The sequence below is a fragment of the Haloarcula halobia genome, assembly GCF_029338255.1.
Classification (GTDB): Archaea; Halobacteriota; Halobacteria; order Halobacteriales; family Haloarculaceae; genus Haloarcula; species Haloarcula halobia.
The window spans coordinates 3,023,807-3,037,520 of the sequence record NZ_CP119787.1 but is presented as its reverse complement, the minus strand read 5'-3'; the positions used below and the strand labels follow the sequence as shown (position 1 = coordinate 3,037,520).

The window sequence follows — 13,714 nt, the reverse complement described above, 5'->3', positions numbered from 1 at the left end:
CGTTATTGGGGGAGAAAGAGGAACAGCACCACGTTGTTGCTCGCCGGGCCGAGACCGACGGCGGCGACGAACGAGACCAGCAGGCTCGCCTCGGCCGGTTCGTCCTCGAGGTACTGGTGCATCAGGACGACCACGGCCACGGCCACGAGCAGTTTGACGAGGATGAAGAGCCACCCCGACCCGAAGAAGGGAGCCGTCGGGAGCGTTCCGGCGAACTCCATTATCTCCCGCGGGAGCGGCGAGCGCTCGCCGATGCCGAGGACGTCGGTCCCCACGGCCGTCGAGACCCCGTCGAGCGCGTGGGCGAACACGACCACCGGCGCGGCGTAGCGCGTACGGACGAAGACCGGCGTCCGCCAGAACGCGACGACGGCCACCGTCACCAGCGAGACGACGGCGGCGACGACGACAGAGGCCGTCGGCCAGATGACGCTCAGGCGGTCCGACTGCACCGCCATCGCGATGGCGATGACCAGCAGGACCGTCAGGACCCCCGTCCCGACCAGGCCCAGGTTGCGGCTGATGTTCCTCGCCGACCCGCGCTGGACGCCCACCAGCGAGAGGACGACCCAGGTCAGCCCGACAGTGATGAACGTCGACATGTACACCGCCGGCGTGCCAAACAGCGGCTGGACGGTCGCGTCGTAGGCCGCGATGGGGCGCTGGTTGAACGCGTGGAGCACCCCGCCGATGGCCATCCACGGCGCGAGGGCGACGACCGTGCGCTGGTCGATTGGCGGTTCCAGCGCCCACAGGAGCGACCCGACCAGGACCGTCCCGCCGACGAGCACGAGGAGATACAGCAACGGCGGGAGTCCGAACCCCGTAGGCAGTATCATCGTTCTCCACGCGGACCCGGAGGGGGGAAAACTTTCCGGAGACGGCCCGCTCGTCGGGACGTTTACGTGCTTTCCCGGTGTCTAGTCCCCATGGACGTCCCCGAGCGCATCGAACACACCGTCCTCGGACCGACAACGACGCCCGACGACGTGCGGGCCTGCCTGGACGCGGCGCGTCGCCACGGCATGCGAGCGTGCGTCCCCCCGGGTTACGTCCCGCTCGCCGCCGAGTACGCGAACGTCCCGCTCGTGACGGTGCTCGACTTTCCACACGGCCAGGGCGCGACGGTCCCGGTCTGTCGGGCCGCCCAGCAGGCCTGGGACGACGGGGCCGACGAGCTCGACGTGGTGTGTAACGTCGGCCTGCTGAAAGCCGGCGCGGACGAGGCCGTCCGCGACCAGGTCGCCGAGGTGGTCGCGGCCGTCCCCGTCCCCGTGAAGATCATCGTCGAGGCGCCGCTGCTGACCGACGCGGAACTCCACCGCGTGGGTGCGCTCGTCGCCGAGGCCGACGCGGACTTCCTCAAGACTGCCACCGGGTTCAGCGAGGGTGGCGCCACCGTCCACGACGTCGAGATACTGAGTCAGTACCGACCGGTGAAAGCCAGTGGCGGCGTCGGGTCGTGGGACGAGGCCGAGGCACTGTTCGAGGCCGGGGCCGAACGAATCGGGGCGTCGAGCGGCGACGTCATCGTTGAGGAGTGGCGCGGCCAGCGCGACGGAGCGGCGACCGACGCGGCCTGACCGGGCGGCACGAACCCGCCAACCGTCGCCCTTTTTGCTCCCGGCACGAACAGTCGGGTGACCGCAGATGGCTCGCTACCACATCGAGACGTACGGGTGTACCTCCAACAGAGGGGAGACCCAGCAGATCGAGCAGGCGCTCCGCGAGGGAGGCCACCACCCCGCCGACGGCCCCGAGTCGGCGGACGTAGCCATCCTCAACACCTGTACGGTCCTCGAGAAGACCGAGCGCAACATGCTCGAGCGAGCCAGGGAACTCGACGCGGAGACGCCCGCGGACCTCGTGATAACCGGCTGTATGGCGCTCGCCCAGGGTGAGCAGTTCCGCGAGGCGGGCGTCGACGCCGAGGTGCTCCACTGGGACGACGTGCCCCAGCACGTCCTCAACGGCGAGTGTCCGACCGTGACGCCAGACACCGAGACGGTACTGAACGGGGTGGTCGGCATCCTCCCGATCGCTCGCGGGTGCATGTCCGATTGCTCCTACTGCATCACCAAGCAGGCGACCGGCCGCATCGACTCGCCGAGCGTCGAAGAGAACGTCCAGAAGGCCCGCGCACTCGTCCACGCGGGCGCGAAGGAACTCCGAATCACCGGCCAGGACACCGGCGTCTACGGCTGGGACACCAACCAGGGGACGAGTCGCCTGCCCGAACTGCTGGACCGCATCTGCACCGAGATCGACGGCGAGTTCCGCGTCCGCGTCGGGATGGCCAACCCGAAGGGACTCCACGGCGTGCGCGAGGACCTCGCGGCCGTCTTCGCCGAGCACGACGAGCTGTACAACTTCATCCACGCGCCCGTGCAGTCTGGCAGCGACGACGTGCTCGCGGACATGCGCCGTCAACACGACGTGGACGAGTATCTGGAGGTCGTCGAGGCCTTCGACGAGGCGCTCGACTACTGGACGCTCTCGACGGACTTCATCGTCGGCTTCCCCACCGAGGATCCCGAGGACCACGAGCAGTCGATGGCCCTGCTGCGGGAGACTCACCCCGAGAAGATCAACGTCACGCGCTTCTCGAAGCGGCCCGGAACCGACGCCGCCGAGATGAAGGGGCTGGGCGGCCAGACGAAGAAGGACCGCTCGAAGGCGATGACCGAGCTGAAGATGGACCTGACCGGCGCGGCCTACGAGGAGATGATCGGCCGCGAGTCGTCGGTCCTGCTGGTCGAGGACGGCACCGACGCCTCGCTCGTGGGCTACGACGAGGCCTACCGGCAGGTCGTCGTCGCCGACGCCGAGGACCGCGGGCTGGCGGTCGGCGACGTCGTCGACGTCGAGGTGACGAGCCACAACACCGTCTACGCCTTCGGCGAACCGCTCTCCCGGGCACGACTCGCCGACTGACCAGCGGCCGGTCACCAGTCGGCCAGTCGCTCCACCTCGTCGTCCTCCTTCCACTCCCCGAGCTCCTTGGGGTCGACGTGGACGAAGACGTCGTCGACCTCCGGTAGGTCCTTGACCGCCTGGATGACGGCCGTCTCGATGTCGTGGGCCTCGTTCAGGGTCCGGTCGCCCTCCACCTCGATGTGGAGGCTCACGTCGATCTCGGGGCCGACGTAGTGGGCGATGACGTCGTGGGCGCCCTCGACGTCCGGGTGGGCGAGCGCGCGGTTCAGGATTTCCCGGCGGAGTTCCTCCGGCGGCGCGCCGCCGACGAGGTAGGTGACGTTGTCCCGGACCACCTCGACCCCGGTGTAGAGGATACCGACGGCGACGACGATGGCCGCCAGCGGGTCGGCGACGGGGAAGCCCAGCAGTGCACCGGCGACGCCGACGAGCGCCGCGCCAGCAGTCAGAATGTCGTTGCGGTTGTCCTTGGCCGTCGCGACCAGCGCCGGGGAGTTGCGCTCCCGGCCGGCCGCCAGACAGTAGCGATAGAGGCCGTACTTCGCGGCCGCCGAGAGGAGCAACACGCCGATTGCGGCCGGCCCGCTGGTGACGCTGACGTTCCCAGTCAGGAGGGCACTGCCGGCCTGCCAGAGCACGACGCCGCCGGCGACGAAGATGCCCGCCGCGACGAACAGCGAGACGAACGGTTCGATGCGTTCGTGGCCGTGGGGGTGTTCGAAGTCCGGCGGCTGGGTCGTCAGGTAGAGGCCGGCGACGATGACCAGCGAGTAGGTCGTGTCGGCCGCGCTGTTGACCGCCTCGGACTGGACGGCGAGGCTGCCCGAGGCCATCCAGACGACCCCCTTCAGGACGACCAGGGCCAGGTTGACCGTCAGCACGAGGAGGCCGACCCGCCGGAGGGTACTACGGCGCGACATCTATCCGGAGGTAGCGGGGGCTGCTCAAAGACCCTTTGGGGGCGTCTCGACCCGGACGGCGGCATCGGGCCCGGGCAGGGTGGTCCCGTCCTGCTCGGCGAACGCCCCGCGGAGGCGGTCGTAGGTGTCCTCGACCGCTTCGACGATGACCGTCGTGTCCGCGACGACCGGCATGAAGTTGGTGTCGCCCTCCCAGCGCGGGACGACGTGCGTGTGGAGGTGATCGCCGATGGAACCGCCGGCGGCCGGCCCGCCGAGGTTCAGGCCGGCGTTGAAGCCGTTTGGCTCCATCGCCGACTCGAGGGCTGCGAAGGTTCGCTGTTTCAGATGGGCGTGGTCCAGCAGCGTCTCGTCGTCGAGGTCGCCGTACGACCCGGTGTGGGCGTGGGGGATGACCATCACGTGGCCCGGGTTGTACGGGTAGTTGTTCAGCAGGACGAAGGCGTGGTCGCTCCGGGCGACGACGTTGTGCTCCCGGTCCGCGTCGTCGTCGCGGAACGAACAGAACACGCAATCGACGTCGGGGTTCTTCTCGTCCCGTTCGACCCACTCGATCCGCCACGGCGCAAACACCTGGTCCATGTGGCGACAGTCCGCCCCGGTGTCCTAAACGGCTTCGCCGTCGTCGATAGGGGTACATAAAGGCGTCGGCCGTTCACGCCGGCGAACGGTTCGTTCACGGCCGAAATCGACCCCTGTCGTCCCCCGAAATCCCGTCCAAAACCGGCTCAAACCGGGCTTGAGTGCCGTAAAACGAACTGAACGGTGGCGAACCGAATGGGGTATTTATGCACATCTCGCCCCGAGACGAACGTAGTATGGCAACAACGAAGCAAGGCGTCGACCACGAGGAAGGCTGTACGGCTTGTGAATCCGAGACGCCGCACGCGGTCAGCGTCGAGATACTGACCGAGAGTCCCGATACCGAGTCGGCGAACGCCGCTTTCTCCCGGGAACCCTACCGGGTGAGCACGTGCCTGGTCTGTGGCACGACCGAGATCACGCGGATGAACAACGCCTAAGTTTGGCCTATCGCGACCGGGTCGTCACTTCCACACCGTCCTCGGTGACGATGACGGTGTGTTCCTTCTGACTGACGTACGTCCCGTCTTCCTCCTTGAGGACGGGGTACCCGTGGACGAGGTCGGCCTGCTTGAGCCGTCGCAGGGCCATGCTGGCCCGCGGCGAGTCGAGCCACCGGGCGGCGAAGGGTAGCGTCCTGTACTCCTCGACGACCTGTTCGAGGACCTGGCGGGCCTGTCGATTCCGGACCGACCCCTCCCGTTCGAGGGCGAAGATCTCCTCGTCGGCGCCCTCCTGGACCTTCCCGCGGCCGTCGGTGGCGAACGGTTCGATGGCGACGACCATCCCCGGTTCGAGCGTCGCGCCCTGGGAGACCTCGCGGTTCGGGATGTTCGGCGAGGTGTGCTGTTCCCAGTGGCCCAGGCCGTGGCCGGTGAGGTTGACGACGGGGTTGTACCCGTAGCCGTCGATGACCTCCTCGACGGCCGCCCCGATCTCCCCGACGTCGACGCCGGGGCCCGCCACCTCGAGCGCGGCGTCCAGCGCCTCCGCCGACGCCGCGGTCAGTTCGTCGCGGCCCGAGAGGTCGACCGTCACCGCGGTGTCGGCCAGCCAGCCGTCGACGTGGACGCCGATGTCAAGGTTGACCATCTCCTCGCCGAAGACCGTCTCGTCGTCGCGCCCGGGGGTCGCGTGGGCGGCCTCCTCGTCGATGGAGATGTTGACCGGGAACGCGGGTTCGCCGCCGAGTTCGCGGATCTTGTCCTCGGCCCACTCGGCCACCTCGAGGTGGGAGACGCCCACCTCGACGCGCTCTGCTGCCTCGTCGCGGACCTGCGCCAGAATCTCGCCGGCCTCGCGGCACTTCTCGTACTGCTCGGAGTCGAAGTCCACATCGCTCATGGCTCCGGGTTAGCGGGTCCGACTGAAAGCGTTTGTCGTTACGCCGGCCGCCGCCTCCGGGTCAGGGTCCCGTCGGCGGCGAGGACAGCCACCGTCAGTACCGCGGCGGCGCCGGCGAACAGGCCGACGAGTTCGCGGGGCGAGAGCGCGCTCCCGGGGCGGCCGGTCACCAGCGCGTAGCGCGTCGCCAGCGGGTCGACGTACAGCACGAGGACGCTGCACCCGAACAGGACGACACAGCCCGTGGCGGCCCCGGCCTGGAGCCAGGGGCCGCTGCGGCGCGCTGCGTCGCGGGCGGCGACGGTGGCGGCCAGGACGGCGAACCCTCAGGCGAGTGCGAGGAGAGCGAGACTCACGGCCCGCCGTTCGGCGGCGAGGCCAACAACTCCTGAGTCCGCCCCTGGCGTCGACGTCCCGACGGAGCCGGTCTGAAACTGCCGATTTCGGTCCGATTTCGGCGGTTGATACGCACCGTCCGACGGGACCGTTCAACTCGACAGCGGGCCGAACGGTCGCGACGATGCCCTGGGGCCGCCCTCGGACACTCCCTACCGCTGGGCTCGCGCGGTCTGCATCGCTTCGGTGTTGTACTCGACCCCGACGTGGCCGGCCGCGTCCATCACGACGACGCCGGCCTTGCCGCCGGTCTCGGCGTCGAAGGCCGCGAGGGTCTCGTCGACGGCCCGTCGCGGTCCGAAGGTCTCCAGCGCCGCGACGACGCGCCGGGCGAGACCGAACCGCGCGATGGCCTCCCCGTCGCCGGTCACGCTCGCCCCGCCGCGCTCGTCGGCGTAGAAGCCCGCGCCCAGCTGCGGGACGTCGCCGACCCGACCGGCCAGCGCGAACCACCGGCCGGCCGTCGAGGTGCTCACGGCGAGTCGGTCGCCGTCGGTCGCCACCGCGCCTACGGTGTCGGTCCCCTGGAAGTGCTCGCGCACCCACGCGAGGTGGTCGAGCCGGTCGCCGCCGGGCGGGTCGGCCGCCGTCCAGCGATCGTGCGTCTCGTCGGTCAGCAGCGTCTCGTCGGTCTCGATACCGGCCGCCCGGGCGAGCTCGACCGCCGGGTCGCCCGCGAGCAGGAGGTGTGGCGTCTCGCGGGCGACGACGCACGCCACGTCGGTGGCGTGTGCCACGCCGGGCATCGCGCAGGCCCCCCCGGCGACGCCGTCGGCGGTCATCACGCCCGCGTCGGTCCGGACCGTCCCGTCGCTCTGGACGGCGCCGCCGACGCCCGCGTTGAACGCCGGGTCCCGTTCGAGCGGCCGGACGGCCGCACAGACTGCCTCGAGCGGGTCCTCGACGGTGCTCGCGTCTGCCGCGGCCGCACCGAGCGTCTCCTGTCGGGCGACGGGGTCCGCGGGCGCGCTGCCGGCCCCGCCGTGGACGACGACGTGCATACCCACAGCTCGAGCGCCGGGGAGAAAACGTCTCGCCAGCGATCCCCTGGTATCCCAAGCATCGCGGTGAGCCACCGACGCCGCCGCAGTCGTATGGTCCTCGTTACCGTGTCAGGCGCAAAACGGCAATCCTTTACCGCCGACTGTCAATCACCGCGATATGGGCTACGATTACGACAAGGTCGACGTCCCCGAGGAGGGACAACAGATCGAGGTCACGGAAGACAAGACGCTCGACGTCCCCGAGAAACCGATCATCCCCATCATCCACGGGGACGGTATCGGGACGGACGTCGGCCCGGCCGCCCAGAAGGTGCTGGAGGCCGCCGCGCAGGCGACCGGTCGCGACATCGCCTGGATGCGCGTCTACGCCGGGTCGTCCGCTCGCGACATGTACGGCGAGAACCTGCCCGACGACACCGTCGAGGCAATCAAGGAGTTCAACGTCGCCATCAAGGGGCCGCTGACGACGCCCGTCGGCGCCGGCTTCCGCTCGCTGAACGTCGCCCTGCGAAAGACGCTCGACCTCTACGCGAACGTCCGCCCGACCTACCACATCGACGGCGTCCCCTCCCCCGTCAAGGAACCCGAGCAGATGGACATGATCACCTTCCGGGAGAACACCGAGGACGTCTACGCCGGCATCGAGTGGGAGGCCGGCACCGAGGAGGTCGAGCAGGTCAAGGAATTCGTCGAGGACGAGATGGACTTCGACCAGACCATCCACGACGGCCCGGTCGGCATCGGCGTCAAGCCGATCACCGAGTTCGGGACCAAGCGCCTGGTCCGCGAGGCCATCGACTACGCCATCGAGGAGGACAAGGACACCGTCACCCTGGTCCACAAGGGTAACATCATGAAGTTCACCGAGGGTGCCTTCCGTGACTGGGGCTACGAGGTCGCCGAGGAGGAGTACGGCGAGGACGTCATCACCGAGGACGAGCTCTGGGAGGAGTACGACGGCGAACAGCCCGAGGGCACGCTGGTCGTCAACGACCGCATCGCCGACAACATGCTCCAGCAGCTGCTGACCCGGACCGGCGAGTACGACGTCATCGCGACGATGAACCTCAACGGGGACTACATGTCCGACGCCGCCGGCGCACAGATCGGTGGCCTCGGCATCGCCCCCGGCGCGAACTTCGGCGAGGCCCGCTGTCTCGCAGAGCCGGTCCACGGCTCCGCGCCGAAGTACGCCGGCGAGGACAAGGTCAACCCGACCGCGATGATCCTCTCGGGCCGCCTGATGCTCGAGTACATGGGCTGGAAGGACGCCGGCCAGCTGGTCCGGGACGCCGTCGAGGAGACCATCTCCTCCGGGCAGGTCACCTACGACCTGGAGCGCCAGATCGAGGGCGGCACGAAGCTCGCCACCAGCGAGTTCGCCGACAAGGTCGTCGAGAATATCGAGAAATTGGCGTAAGCCAATTTCTCGTCCTCTCACGGTGCAACCGTGAGAACATCGAGAAGCTCGCATAGCGAGCGTCTGACTCCGGCGGCGTCGCCGCCGGGGCATCGCGTCGGTCGTCGAGGCGAGCGTGGAGACGGCGGCTGGTCGTCGGAGACCCTCCTCGCCCGACACCGCCACGATCGAACCCGTTTTGGCCGACGGCGCCCGGGACCTGCGTCTCACTCAGACTCCCCGTTCGACGCGGCGGACTCCTTGGCGCTCCCGACGAGTGAGCCCGGCCCGGTGGAAAAACCGTGACCCGGACGCGGCACTCCCCAGCCCGTTACTGCCGGACGGGGACCTGTTCCAGACGTTCTCTGCCCTGTCCGATCGCCTCTGTGGCGGGAACGCGGGGACTTTCCCGACGGTCGCGCACCGGGGTCATCCGTCCCGGACGTACAGCGGCAGTCGCTGGCCGGTGCGGTCCCCGACGGTAGACGGCTCGCTGGTCCAGGCGGGCCGTTCGACCGACGCGTTCCCGACGTCGGTCACGCGGGTCTCTCGCCGCACCTCGACCGGCCGACCGTTCTGTATCGCGGAGTAGGTGACGTGGGCGACCACGACGACGCCGTCGTACCGGACGCGCATCTGGAGTCTGAGGTCGGACAGGTCGCTGAGGACGATCGGGACGACGAAGTACTCGCGGTTGTCGAACCCGCTGCCGGCAAGCAGGACGCCGCCGTCGGGCGTCCGCCGCGTCGGTGCGACGTTCACCCCCGCGAGATACCCCTTCAGGTGGTGCCGCTCGGTCAGGTCCGTTATCGGGGCGTCGCTCTCGGTGCTCCACTGGCGGACGTCCCGCTCGCCGTCACCCTCCTGGTTCCAGTAGCGCGTGACGACGTACGTCCCGTTGCTCCAGAACTTGACCACCCCCCGCTCCTGCCCGCCCCCGGCCGTTTCCCGCTCCTGGTAGAACCGCCCCTGGTAGGCCCCGGGGCCGGGTTCGACCGTCCGCGTCTCGTTGGTCCGGCGCAGCACCGTCCCGTCTTCGGCCCGTATCTCCTGGACCGTCGTCAGCGTGTAGCTCGTCGTCGCCAGCGACCGGACGTGTGCGTCGACCAGCTCCGTCGCGACGACGCCGTCGCTGGTGACGCCCGGCGGGTACCCAGTGCCGTCGGTGGGCACCGGTGCCGGCGTCACCGTCGCTCGCTCGTCCGAGGAGACGACGGCGCTACAGCCGGCAAGCAGGACGGCCAGTGCGAGGAGTACGGCGTACCGGCCCATTGGTCGTGCCAGGGGAGCCAGTCACAAACCGTTTTCGCGGGCCCACGGCAGGCAGGGCGCCGTCTGTGGACCGGGGAGACGTCGCGGCCGTGTTCATTCAGGCGCCCCGTCCCCCCGTCCGGAACGTCTCCGGTCAGGAGAAACCGGTGTACTCGTCGCCCGGGGTGCCGTCCTCGACCCACGACGGCTTCGTGACCGGTGTCGTGCCCACCGCCGTCACGCGCATCGTCCGTCCGACGCGGACTCGCTCCCCGTTGTGGGTCGCGTCGTAGGTGACACGTGTCGCCCGCACGACGCCGTCGGGGCGGACCCGCATCGACAGCGTGAGGTTGCGCGGCTCGGTGACGACGAGCGGGACGATAAGCAGTGTCCTGTCTTGCACGCCACTGCCAGCGAGCAGGACGCCACCGTCGGGCGTTTGCCGCACCGGGGCGACGTTGACGCCGGCCAGGAACCCCTCGATGTGCTGCCGGTCCGTCAGGTCCGTAATCGAGGGGTCACGCTGTCCGGGCCACCGCCGGATCTCGGGCTCCCGGTAGGGATTCGCCGTCGTGTAGCGCGTGACCACCAGGGAGCGGTTACCCCAGAACTCGATGGTCGACCCGCCCGCGTCGTCGTACAGGTTCGTCTCGAGAGCGAAGTGGCCGCGATACGACTCGGCATCCCGCGAGACGTGCCGGGTCTGATTGATCCGGAGGAGCGACTGTCCATCGGGCGTCCGGACTCGCTGGCGCGTGGTCAGCGTGTAGTTCGTCGTCGAGAGCCCACGGGCGTGAGCGTCGGCCAGCGTCGCGGCGTCGACGTAGTCGGCGGTGACGCCGGGCGGATACCGCACCGCGTCAGTCGGCACCGGCGCAGGGGTCACTGTCTCCGGTGGCCCCGAGGAGACGCCGCCGCCACAGCCGGCGAGCAGGACGCCGAGTGCGACCAGGAGCGTGGCCCGGCCCATTCGTCCATCTGGGGGTCCGAGCGACAAACCCCTTTCGCGGGGGTGGCCGCTCCCTGCACCGCCGGGTTACCCCGCCTGCCAGTCCACGTCGACCCGCGGCGGGCTGAACACGTCGATACCGGTCACCGGTTCGTCGGTGCGGTTCTCCGCGCGGTGGGGTTCGCCGCCGGACACGACGTATGAGTCGCCGGGGCCGATGACGTACTCCTCGCCGTCGGCGACGAAGGTGAACGTGCCGCGGACGACGAAACCCACCTGTTCGTGGTCGTGGCTGTGCTCCGGGATGACCGCGCCCGACTCGAAGTGGAAGTGCTGGACGCTCATGCGCTCGCCGGCCGCCATCTCCGTCAGGTGGACGCCGTCGACGACTTCGACTGTCTCGGTTGCCGCCTGGGGGACCTCTTCCATGCCCGCCCCGACACCGCCGCCGTACCTAATACTGCCGGCTGTAACAGTTAGCAAATACTCGGAACCCCCAGGTGCCGAGAATTGGTACGAAGTTACAGCCGGCAGTATAAGCGTTGGGTCGGTGGATTCACTACGCTCGCGCCCCGACGCACGGTCATGTACGCGGTGGTCGGCTGTAGCGAGTGCAGCGCACTCTGGGTCGTCGAGGGACGCCCGGAGACGACCCGGTGCCCCCGGTGTGGGACGCGCAAGCAACACGCCAAGCGCCGGAAGTTCGTCGAGACGGACGACGAGGCCCACGCCCGCGAGGTCCGGGCCTCGATGCTGGCCAACCGACAGGGCGAGGGCGACGCGTTCGCGGAGCTGGACTCCTACGCCGAACTCGACCGCCAGGCCGAGTCGTCGGGCGTCGACGACGAGACGTACCTCGAGTCCTCGGGCATCGACAGCGAGGCCGTCGCCGCCGCCGGCGAGCGCGCCGAACGGGGCGCACGAAGCGGGTCGAGCCGCAAGGAGACGGTCCGTGCGGCCCTGCGAGCGCTCGAGGACCCGACCGAAGACGACGTGGTCGCCTACGCCAGCGAGCGCGACGTCCCGGCCGACTACACCCGCGCCGCGCTCGAGAAACTCCGCCGGGCGGGTAAGATCACGGAGACGGGCGGGACCTACCGCCTGCTATGACCCGGTCGCTCGACGTCGAACCCGGGCCCGCCGCCGTCGGCGTCCTCGTCGGCCTCGCCGGTCTGCTGTACCTTCTCACTCCGGTCGTGCGGCCGAACCCGGTCCCCGTCGGCGATGTCGCGGTGAGCACGGTGCTCCTCTCGGCGGCGGTGCTGACCACTGGCTTCACGCTCGGTGCCGTCGTCTTCGCCGGACGCGGGCACCGGTTGTTCGCGCTGGCCCACGCCGTCTTCGCGGTGGCGTGGGCGCTGCTGGTCGTCGGACCGCTCGTCGGTAGCGGCGGCGTCCTGCTCGCGGGCGTCGTCGTCCTCGTCGCCGGCGTCGGTTTCCTGGTGAGCCAGCGGCGGTGACCGCTGGCCGGTCAGACCACGCCGAGCGTCGTCGCCAGGCCGGCCAGCGCCGCGAGCGTCGTCGCGAGCACCTTCAGGAGGTGGCGGAACCGATGGACGCGCGATACCGCCGTCTCGGCGTCGGGGGTGTTCAGGGACATGGTGGTGGTGCGCCCGCGGGGGCGGCCCGACGGACGCACGGCACCGTCGCAGCCGGCGACGCATAAATCGGATCCAGCCCCGGTCCGGAACTGAAAGTGGTCTCTCGGCCGTCAGCGGCCCAGTTCCGCGTGGGCCGACGAGAGGTGCCGCGAGGACAGCGCCGCGAGCAGGGAGAGCTCGCCCGCCAGCGCGCCGGCGGCGATGACCTCGGCGACGGCGTCGGCGTTGCTCCCGGGCGGGTCGCCCCCGCCGGCGTAGCCCAGCACGTCCAGCGCCTCGGACTGCGTGGGGAGACTCGTTCCGCCCCCGACGGTGCCGACCTCCAGCGAGGCGAGGGTCACGGAGGCGTACAGTCCCGCCTCGCGGGCGTCGACGGTGGTGATGGCGTTGCTCCCCTCGACGACCTGGGCGGCGTCCTGGCCCAGCGCGAGGAAGGCGGCGGCGACGACGTTGGCGGCGTGGGCGTTGAATCCGAGCGCGCCGGCCTTCGCGGACCCGACGAGGTTCTTGCGGGTGTTGGCCTCGGCGATGGCCGCCGTCGTCGTATCGAGGCGCTCCTCGACCTGTTCGTGTGGGATCAGCACGTCGGCGGCGACGGTCCGGCCCCGGCCCTCGACGGCGTTGATGGCGGCGGGTTTCTTGTCCGAACAGAGGTTACCCGACAGCGCCACGAGGTCCGCGGGCGTCTCCGCTTCGACGACCTCACAGGCGGCCTCGGTGGCGATGGTGGCCATGTTCATCCCCATCGCGTCCTTGGTGTCGTAGGAGAAGCGCAGGAAGACGTTGTCGCCGACGACGTAGGGGGTCACGTCCTGCAACTCGCCGTGGCTGGTCGTCGCCTCGGCGGCCGCGGCCAGGTCGTCGACGTGTTCGCGAACCCAGGCCGACACGGCGCCGGCCTCGGCGACGTCCTCGACCCGGAAGACAGGCGCGCGGGTCATCCCGGACTTGAGCACGCGGGCGGTGGCCCCGCCGGCGTTCCGAATCGCGGAGACGCCGCGGTTGACCGAGGCGACCAGCGCGCCTTCGGTGGTCGCCAGCGGGAGGTGGTGGTCGCCCGACGCGGCCCCGCCGTCGACGGGCAGGGGGCCGACGACGCCCATCGGAACCTGGGCGGCCCCGACCATGTTCTCGATGTTCGGTTCGGCGTCGGCGGCCTCGAAGGCGTACGCGCCGACCGTCTCGAGGTCGGCGCCCGTCTCCTCGGCCAGCAGGTGGCGGCGTGCGGCCGCGGCCGTCCCGGCGTCGGCGTGCGCCTCGAGTTCGTACAGTCGCAACTCGCCCTCGCGGACCCGCTCGGCGAGCGCGACGGCCTCGGAATCGGTCATACA

17 protein-coding genes are annotated in these 13,714 nt (G+C 69.9%); 7 read left to right on the top strand and 10 right to left on the bottom strand.

Translation table 11 applies throughout. The annotated features are described in order from the left end of the window. Window positions 1-2 precede the first annotated feature (2 nt). Window positions 3-839, bottom strand: coding sequence for a DUF63 family protein (locus P1K88_RS16030; RefSeq protein ID WP_276411225.1), 837 nt, complete (start codon window positions 837-839; stop codon window positions 3-5). Between the two features lie 90 nt (window positions 840-929). On the opposite strand from P1K88_RS16030, the gene deoC reads away from it, so the two are divergent. After that, window positions 930-1,583: a deoxyribose-phosphate aldolase gene (gene deoC, locus P1K88_RS16025; protein WP_276411224.1), complete on the top strand. Its 654-nt coding sequence runs from the start codon at window positions 930-932 to the stop codon at window positions 1,581-1,583. A 67-nt stretch (window positions 1,584-1,650) separates the two neighbouring features. Next, window positions 1,651-2,934, top strand: coding sequence for a tRNA (N(6)-L-threonylcarbamoyladenosine(37)-C(2))-methylthiotransferase (locus P1K88_RS16020; protein WP_276411223.1), 1,284 nt, complete (start codon window positions 1,651-1,653; stop codon window positions 2,932-2,934). Between the two features lie 11 nt (window positions 2,935-2,945). Here the strand turns inward: P1K88_RS16020 and P1K88_RS16015 are convergent, their stop codons facing one another. Continuing rightward, window positions 2,946-3,857: a cation diffusion facilitator family transporter gene (locus tag P1K88_RS16015; RefSeq protein ID WP_276411222.1), complete on the bottom strand. Its 912-nt coding sequence runs from the start codon at window positions 3,855-3,857 to the stop codon at window positions 2,946-2,948. Window positions 3,858-3,881: 24 nt separating this feature from the next. Beyond that, a complete protein-coding gene (locus P1K88_RS16010; RefSeq protein ID WP_276411221.1) occupies window positions 3,882-4,439 on the bottom strand; it encodes an HIT family protein in 558 nt (185 codons plus the stop codon). Between the two features lie 236 nt (window positions 4,440-4,675). On the opposite strand from P1K88_RS16010, the gene P1K88_RS16005 reads away from it, so the two are divergent. Next, entirely contained in the window at window positions 4,676-4,879 is a 204-nt protein-coding gene (locus tag P1K88_RS16005) for a DUF7835 family putative zinc beta-ribbon protein (protein WP_276411220.1), read from the top strand. A gap of 7 nt (window positions 4,880-4,886) precedes the next feature. Here the strand turns inward: P1K88_RS16005 and map are convergent, their stop codons facing one another. After that, window positions 4,887-5,783: a type II methionyl aminopeptidase gene (gene map / locus P1K88_RS16000; RefSeq protein ID WP_276411219.1), complete on the bottom strand. Its 897-nt coding sequence runs from the start codon at window positions 5,781-5,783 to the stop codon at window positions 4,887-4,889. 32 nt (window positions 5,784-5,815) lie between these two features. On the opposite strand from map, the gene P1K88_RS15995 reads away from it, so the two are divergent. After that, the gene (locus P1K88_RS15995) at window positions 5,816-6,175 is read left to right on the top strand and encodes a hypothetical protein (protein WP_276411218.1); all 360 of its coding nucleotides are present in this window, start codon (window positions 5,816-5,818) and stop codon (window positions 6,173-6,175) included. Window positions 6,176-6,331: 156 nt separating this feature from the next. On the opposite strand, the gene P1K88_RS15990 is transcribed toward P1K88_RS15995, so the two are convergent. Further along, window positions 6,332-7,180 carry an isoaspartyl peptidase/L-asparaginase gene (locus P1K88_RS15990; protein ID WP_276411217.1) on the bottom strand — a complete coding sequence of 283 codons (849 nt, stop codon included), beginning with the start codon at window positions 7,178-7,180 and terminating at the stop codon, window positions 6,332-6,334. 160 nt (window positions 7,181-7,340) lie between these two features. On the opposite strand from P1K88_RS15990, the gene icd reads away from it, so the two are divergent. Continuing rightward, on the top strand, window positions 7,341-8,603 hold the full coding sequence (gene icd / locus P1K88_RS15985) for an isocitrate dehydrogenase (NADP(+)) (RefSeq protein WP_276411216.1): 1,263 nt from the start codon (window positions 7,341-7,343) through the stop codon (window positions 8,601-8,603). A 408-nt stretch (window positions 8,604-9,011) separates the two neighbouring features. Here the strand turns inward: icd and P1K88_RS15980 are convergent, their stop codons facing one another. The 3 genes from P1K88_RS15980 to P1K88_RS15970 form a co-directional block, all read right to left on the bottom strand. Next, window positions 9,012-9,854 (bottom strand): hypothetical protein, encoded by an 843-nt coding sequence (locus P1K88_RS15980; protein ID WP_276411215.1) that lies wholly within the window; start codon window positions 9,852-9,854, stop codon window positions 9,012-9,014. A gap of 133 nt (window positions 9,855-9,987) precedes the next feature. Beyond that, a complete protein-coding gene (locus tag P1K88_RS15975; RefSeq protein ID WP_276411214.1) occupies window positions 9,988-10,803 on the bottom strand; it encodes a hypothetical protein in 816 nt (271 codons plus the stop codon). A gap of 66 nt (window positions 10,804-10,869) precedes the next feature. Beyond that, window positions 10,870-11,211: a cupin domain-containing protein gene (locus P1K88_RS15970; protein ID WP_276411213.1), complete on the bottom strand. Its 342-nt coding sequence runs from the start codon at window positions 11,209-11,211 to the stop codon at window positions 10,870-10,872. Between the two features lie 156 nt (window positions 11,212-11,367). Here P1K88_RS15970 and P1K88_RS15965 point away from each other — a divergent pair, with 156 nt between their 5' ends. Together P1K88_RS15965 and P1K88_RS15960 are read left to right on the top strand one after the other, a co-directional pair. Next, window positions 11,368-11,892, top strand: coding sequence for a DUF5817 domain-containing protein (locus P1K88_RS15965; RefSeq protein WP_276411212.1), 525 nt, complete (start codon window positions 11,368-11,370; stop codon window positions 11,890-11,892). Beyond that, entirely contained in the window at window positions 11,889-12,242 is a 354-nt protein-coding gene (locus tag P1K88_RS15960) for a hypothetical protein (protein WP_276411211.1), read from the top strand. The genes P1K88_RS15965 and P1K88_RS15960 overlap by 4 nt, the downstream gene beginning before the upstream one ends. Window positions 12,243-12,253: 11 nt before the next feature. On the opposite strand, the gene P1K88_RS15955 is transcribed toward P1K88_RS15960, so the two are convergent. Further along, window positions 12,254-12,382: a hypothetical protein gene (locus tag P1K88_RS15955; RefSeq protein WP_276411210.1), complete on the bottom strand. Its 129-nt coding sequence runs from the start codon at window positions 12,380-12,382 to the stop codon at window positions 12,254-12,256. A 111-nt stretch (window positions 12,383-12,493) separates the two neighbouring features. After that, window positions 12,494-13,711: a hydroxymethylglutaryl-CoA reductase (NADPH) gene (hmgA, locus tag P1K88_RS15950; protein WP_276411209.1), complete on the bottom strand. Its 1,218-nt coding sequence runs from the start codon at window positions 13,709-13,711 to the stop codon at window positions 12,494-12,496. Window positions 13,712-13,714 lie beyond the last annotated feature (3 nt).

Bases quoted from the DNA above. Each gene is read 5' to 3' on its own strand.
- P1K88_RS16030 (WP_276411225.1), bottom strand. From the start codon at position 839: ATGATACTGCCTACGGGGTTCGGACTCCCGCCGTTGCTGTATCTCCTC.
- deoC (WP_276411224.1), top strand. From the start codon at position 930: ATGGACGTCCCCGAGCGCATCGAACACACCGTCCTCGGACCGACAACG.
- P1K88_RS16020 (WP_276411223.1), top strand. From the start codon at position 1,651: ATGGCTCGCTACCACATCGAGACGTACGGGTGTACCTCCAACAGAGGG.
- P1K88_RS16015 (WP_276411222.1), bottom strand. From the start codon at position 3,857: ATGTCGCGCCGTAGTACCCTCCGGCGGGTCGGCCTCCTCGTGCTGACG.
- P1K88_RS16010 (WP_276411221.1), bottom strand. From the start codon at position 4,439: ATGGACCAGGTGTTTGCGCCGTGGCGGATCGAGTGGGTCGAACGGGAC.
- P1K88_RS16005 (WP_276411220.1), top strand. From the start codon at position 4,676: ATGGCAACAACGAAGCAAGGCGTCGACCACGAGGAAGGCTGTACGGCT.
- map (WP_276411219.1), bottom strand. From the start codon at position 5,783: ATGAGCGATGTGGACTTCGACTCCGAGCAGTACGAGAAGTGCCGCGAG.
- P1K88_RS15990 (WP_276411217.1), bottom strand. From the start codon at position 7,180: ATGCACGTCGTCGTCCACGGCGGGGCCGGCAGCGCGCCCGCGGACCCC.
- icd (WP_276411216.1), top strand. From the start codon at position 7,341: ATGGGCTACGATTACGACAAGGTCGACGTCCCCGAGGAGGGACAACAG.
- P1K88_RS15980 (WP_276411215.1), bottom strand. From the start codon at position 9,854: ATGGGCCGGTACGCCGTACTCCTCGCACTGGCCGTCCTGCTTGCCGGC.
- P1K88_RS15975 (WP_276411214.1), bottom strand. From the start codon at position 10,803: ATGGGCCGGGCCACGCTCCTGGTCGCACTCGGCGTCCTGCTCGCCGGC.
- P1K88_RS15970 (WP_276411213.1), bottom strand. From the start codon at position 11,211: ATGGAAGAGGTCCCCCAGGCGGCAACCGAGACAGTCGAAGTCGTCGAC.
- P1K88_RS15965 (WP_276411212.1), top strand. From the start codon at position 11,368: ATGTACGCGGTGGTCGGCTGTAGCGAGTGCAGCGCACTCTGGGTCGTC.
- P1K88_RS15960 (WP_276411211.1), top strand. From the start codon at position 11,889: ATGACCCGGTCGCTCGACGTCGAACCCGGGCCCGCCGCCGTCGGCGTC.
- P1K88_RS15955 (WP_276411210.1), bottom strand. From the start codon at position 12,382: ATGTCCCTGAACACCCCCGACGCCGAGACGGCGGTATCGCGCGTCCAT.
- hmgA (WP_276411209.1), bottom strand. From the start codon at position 13,711: ATGACCGATTCCGAGGCCGTCGCGCTCGCCGAGCGGGTCCGCGAGGGC.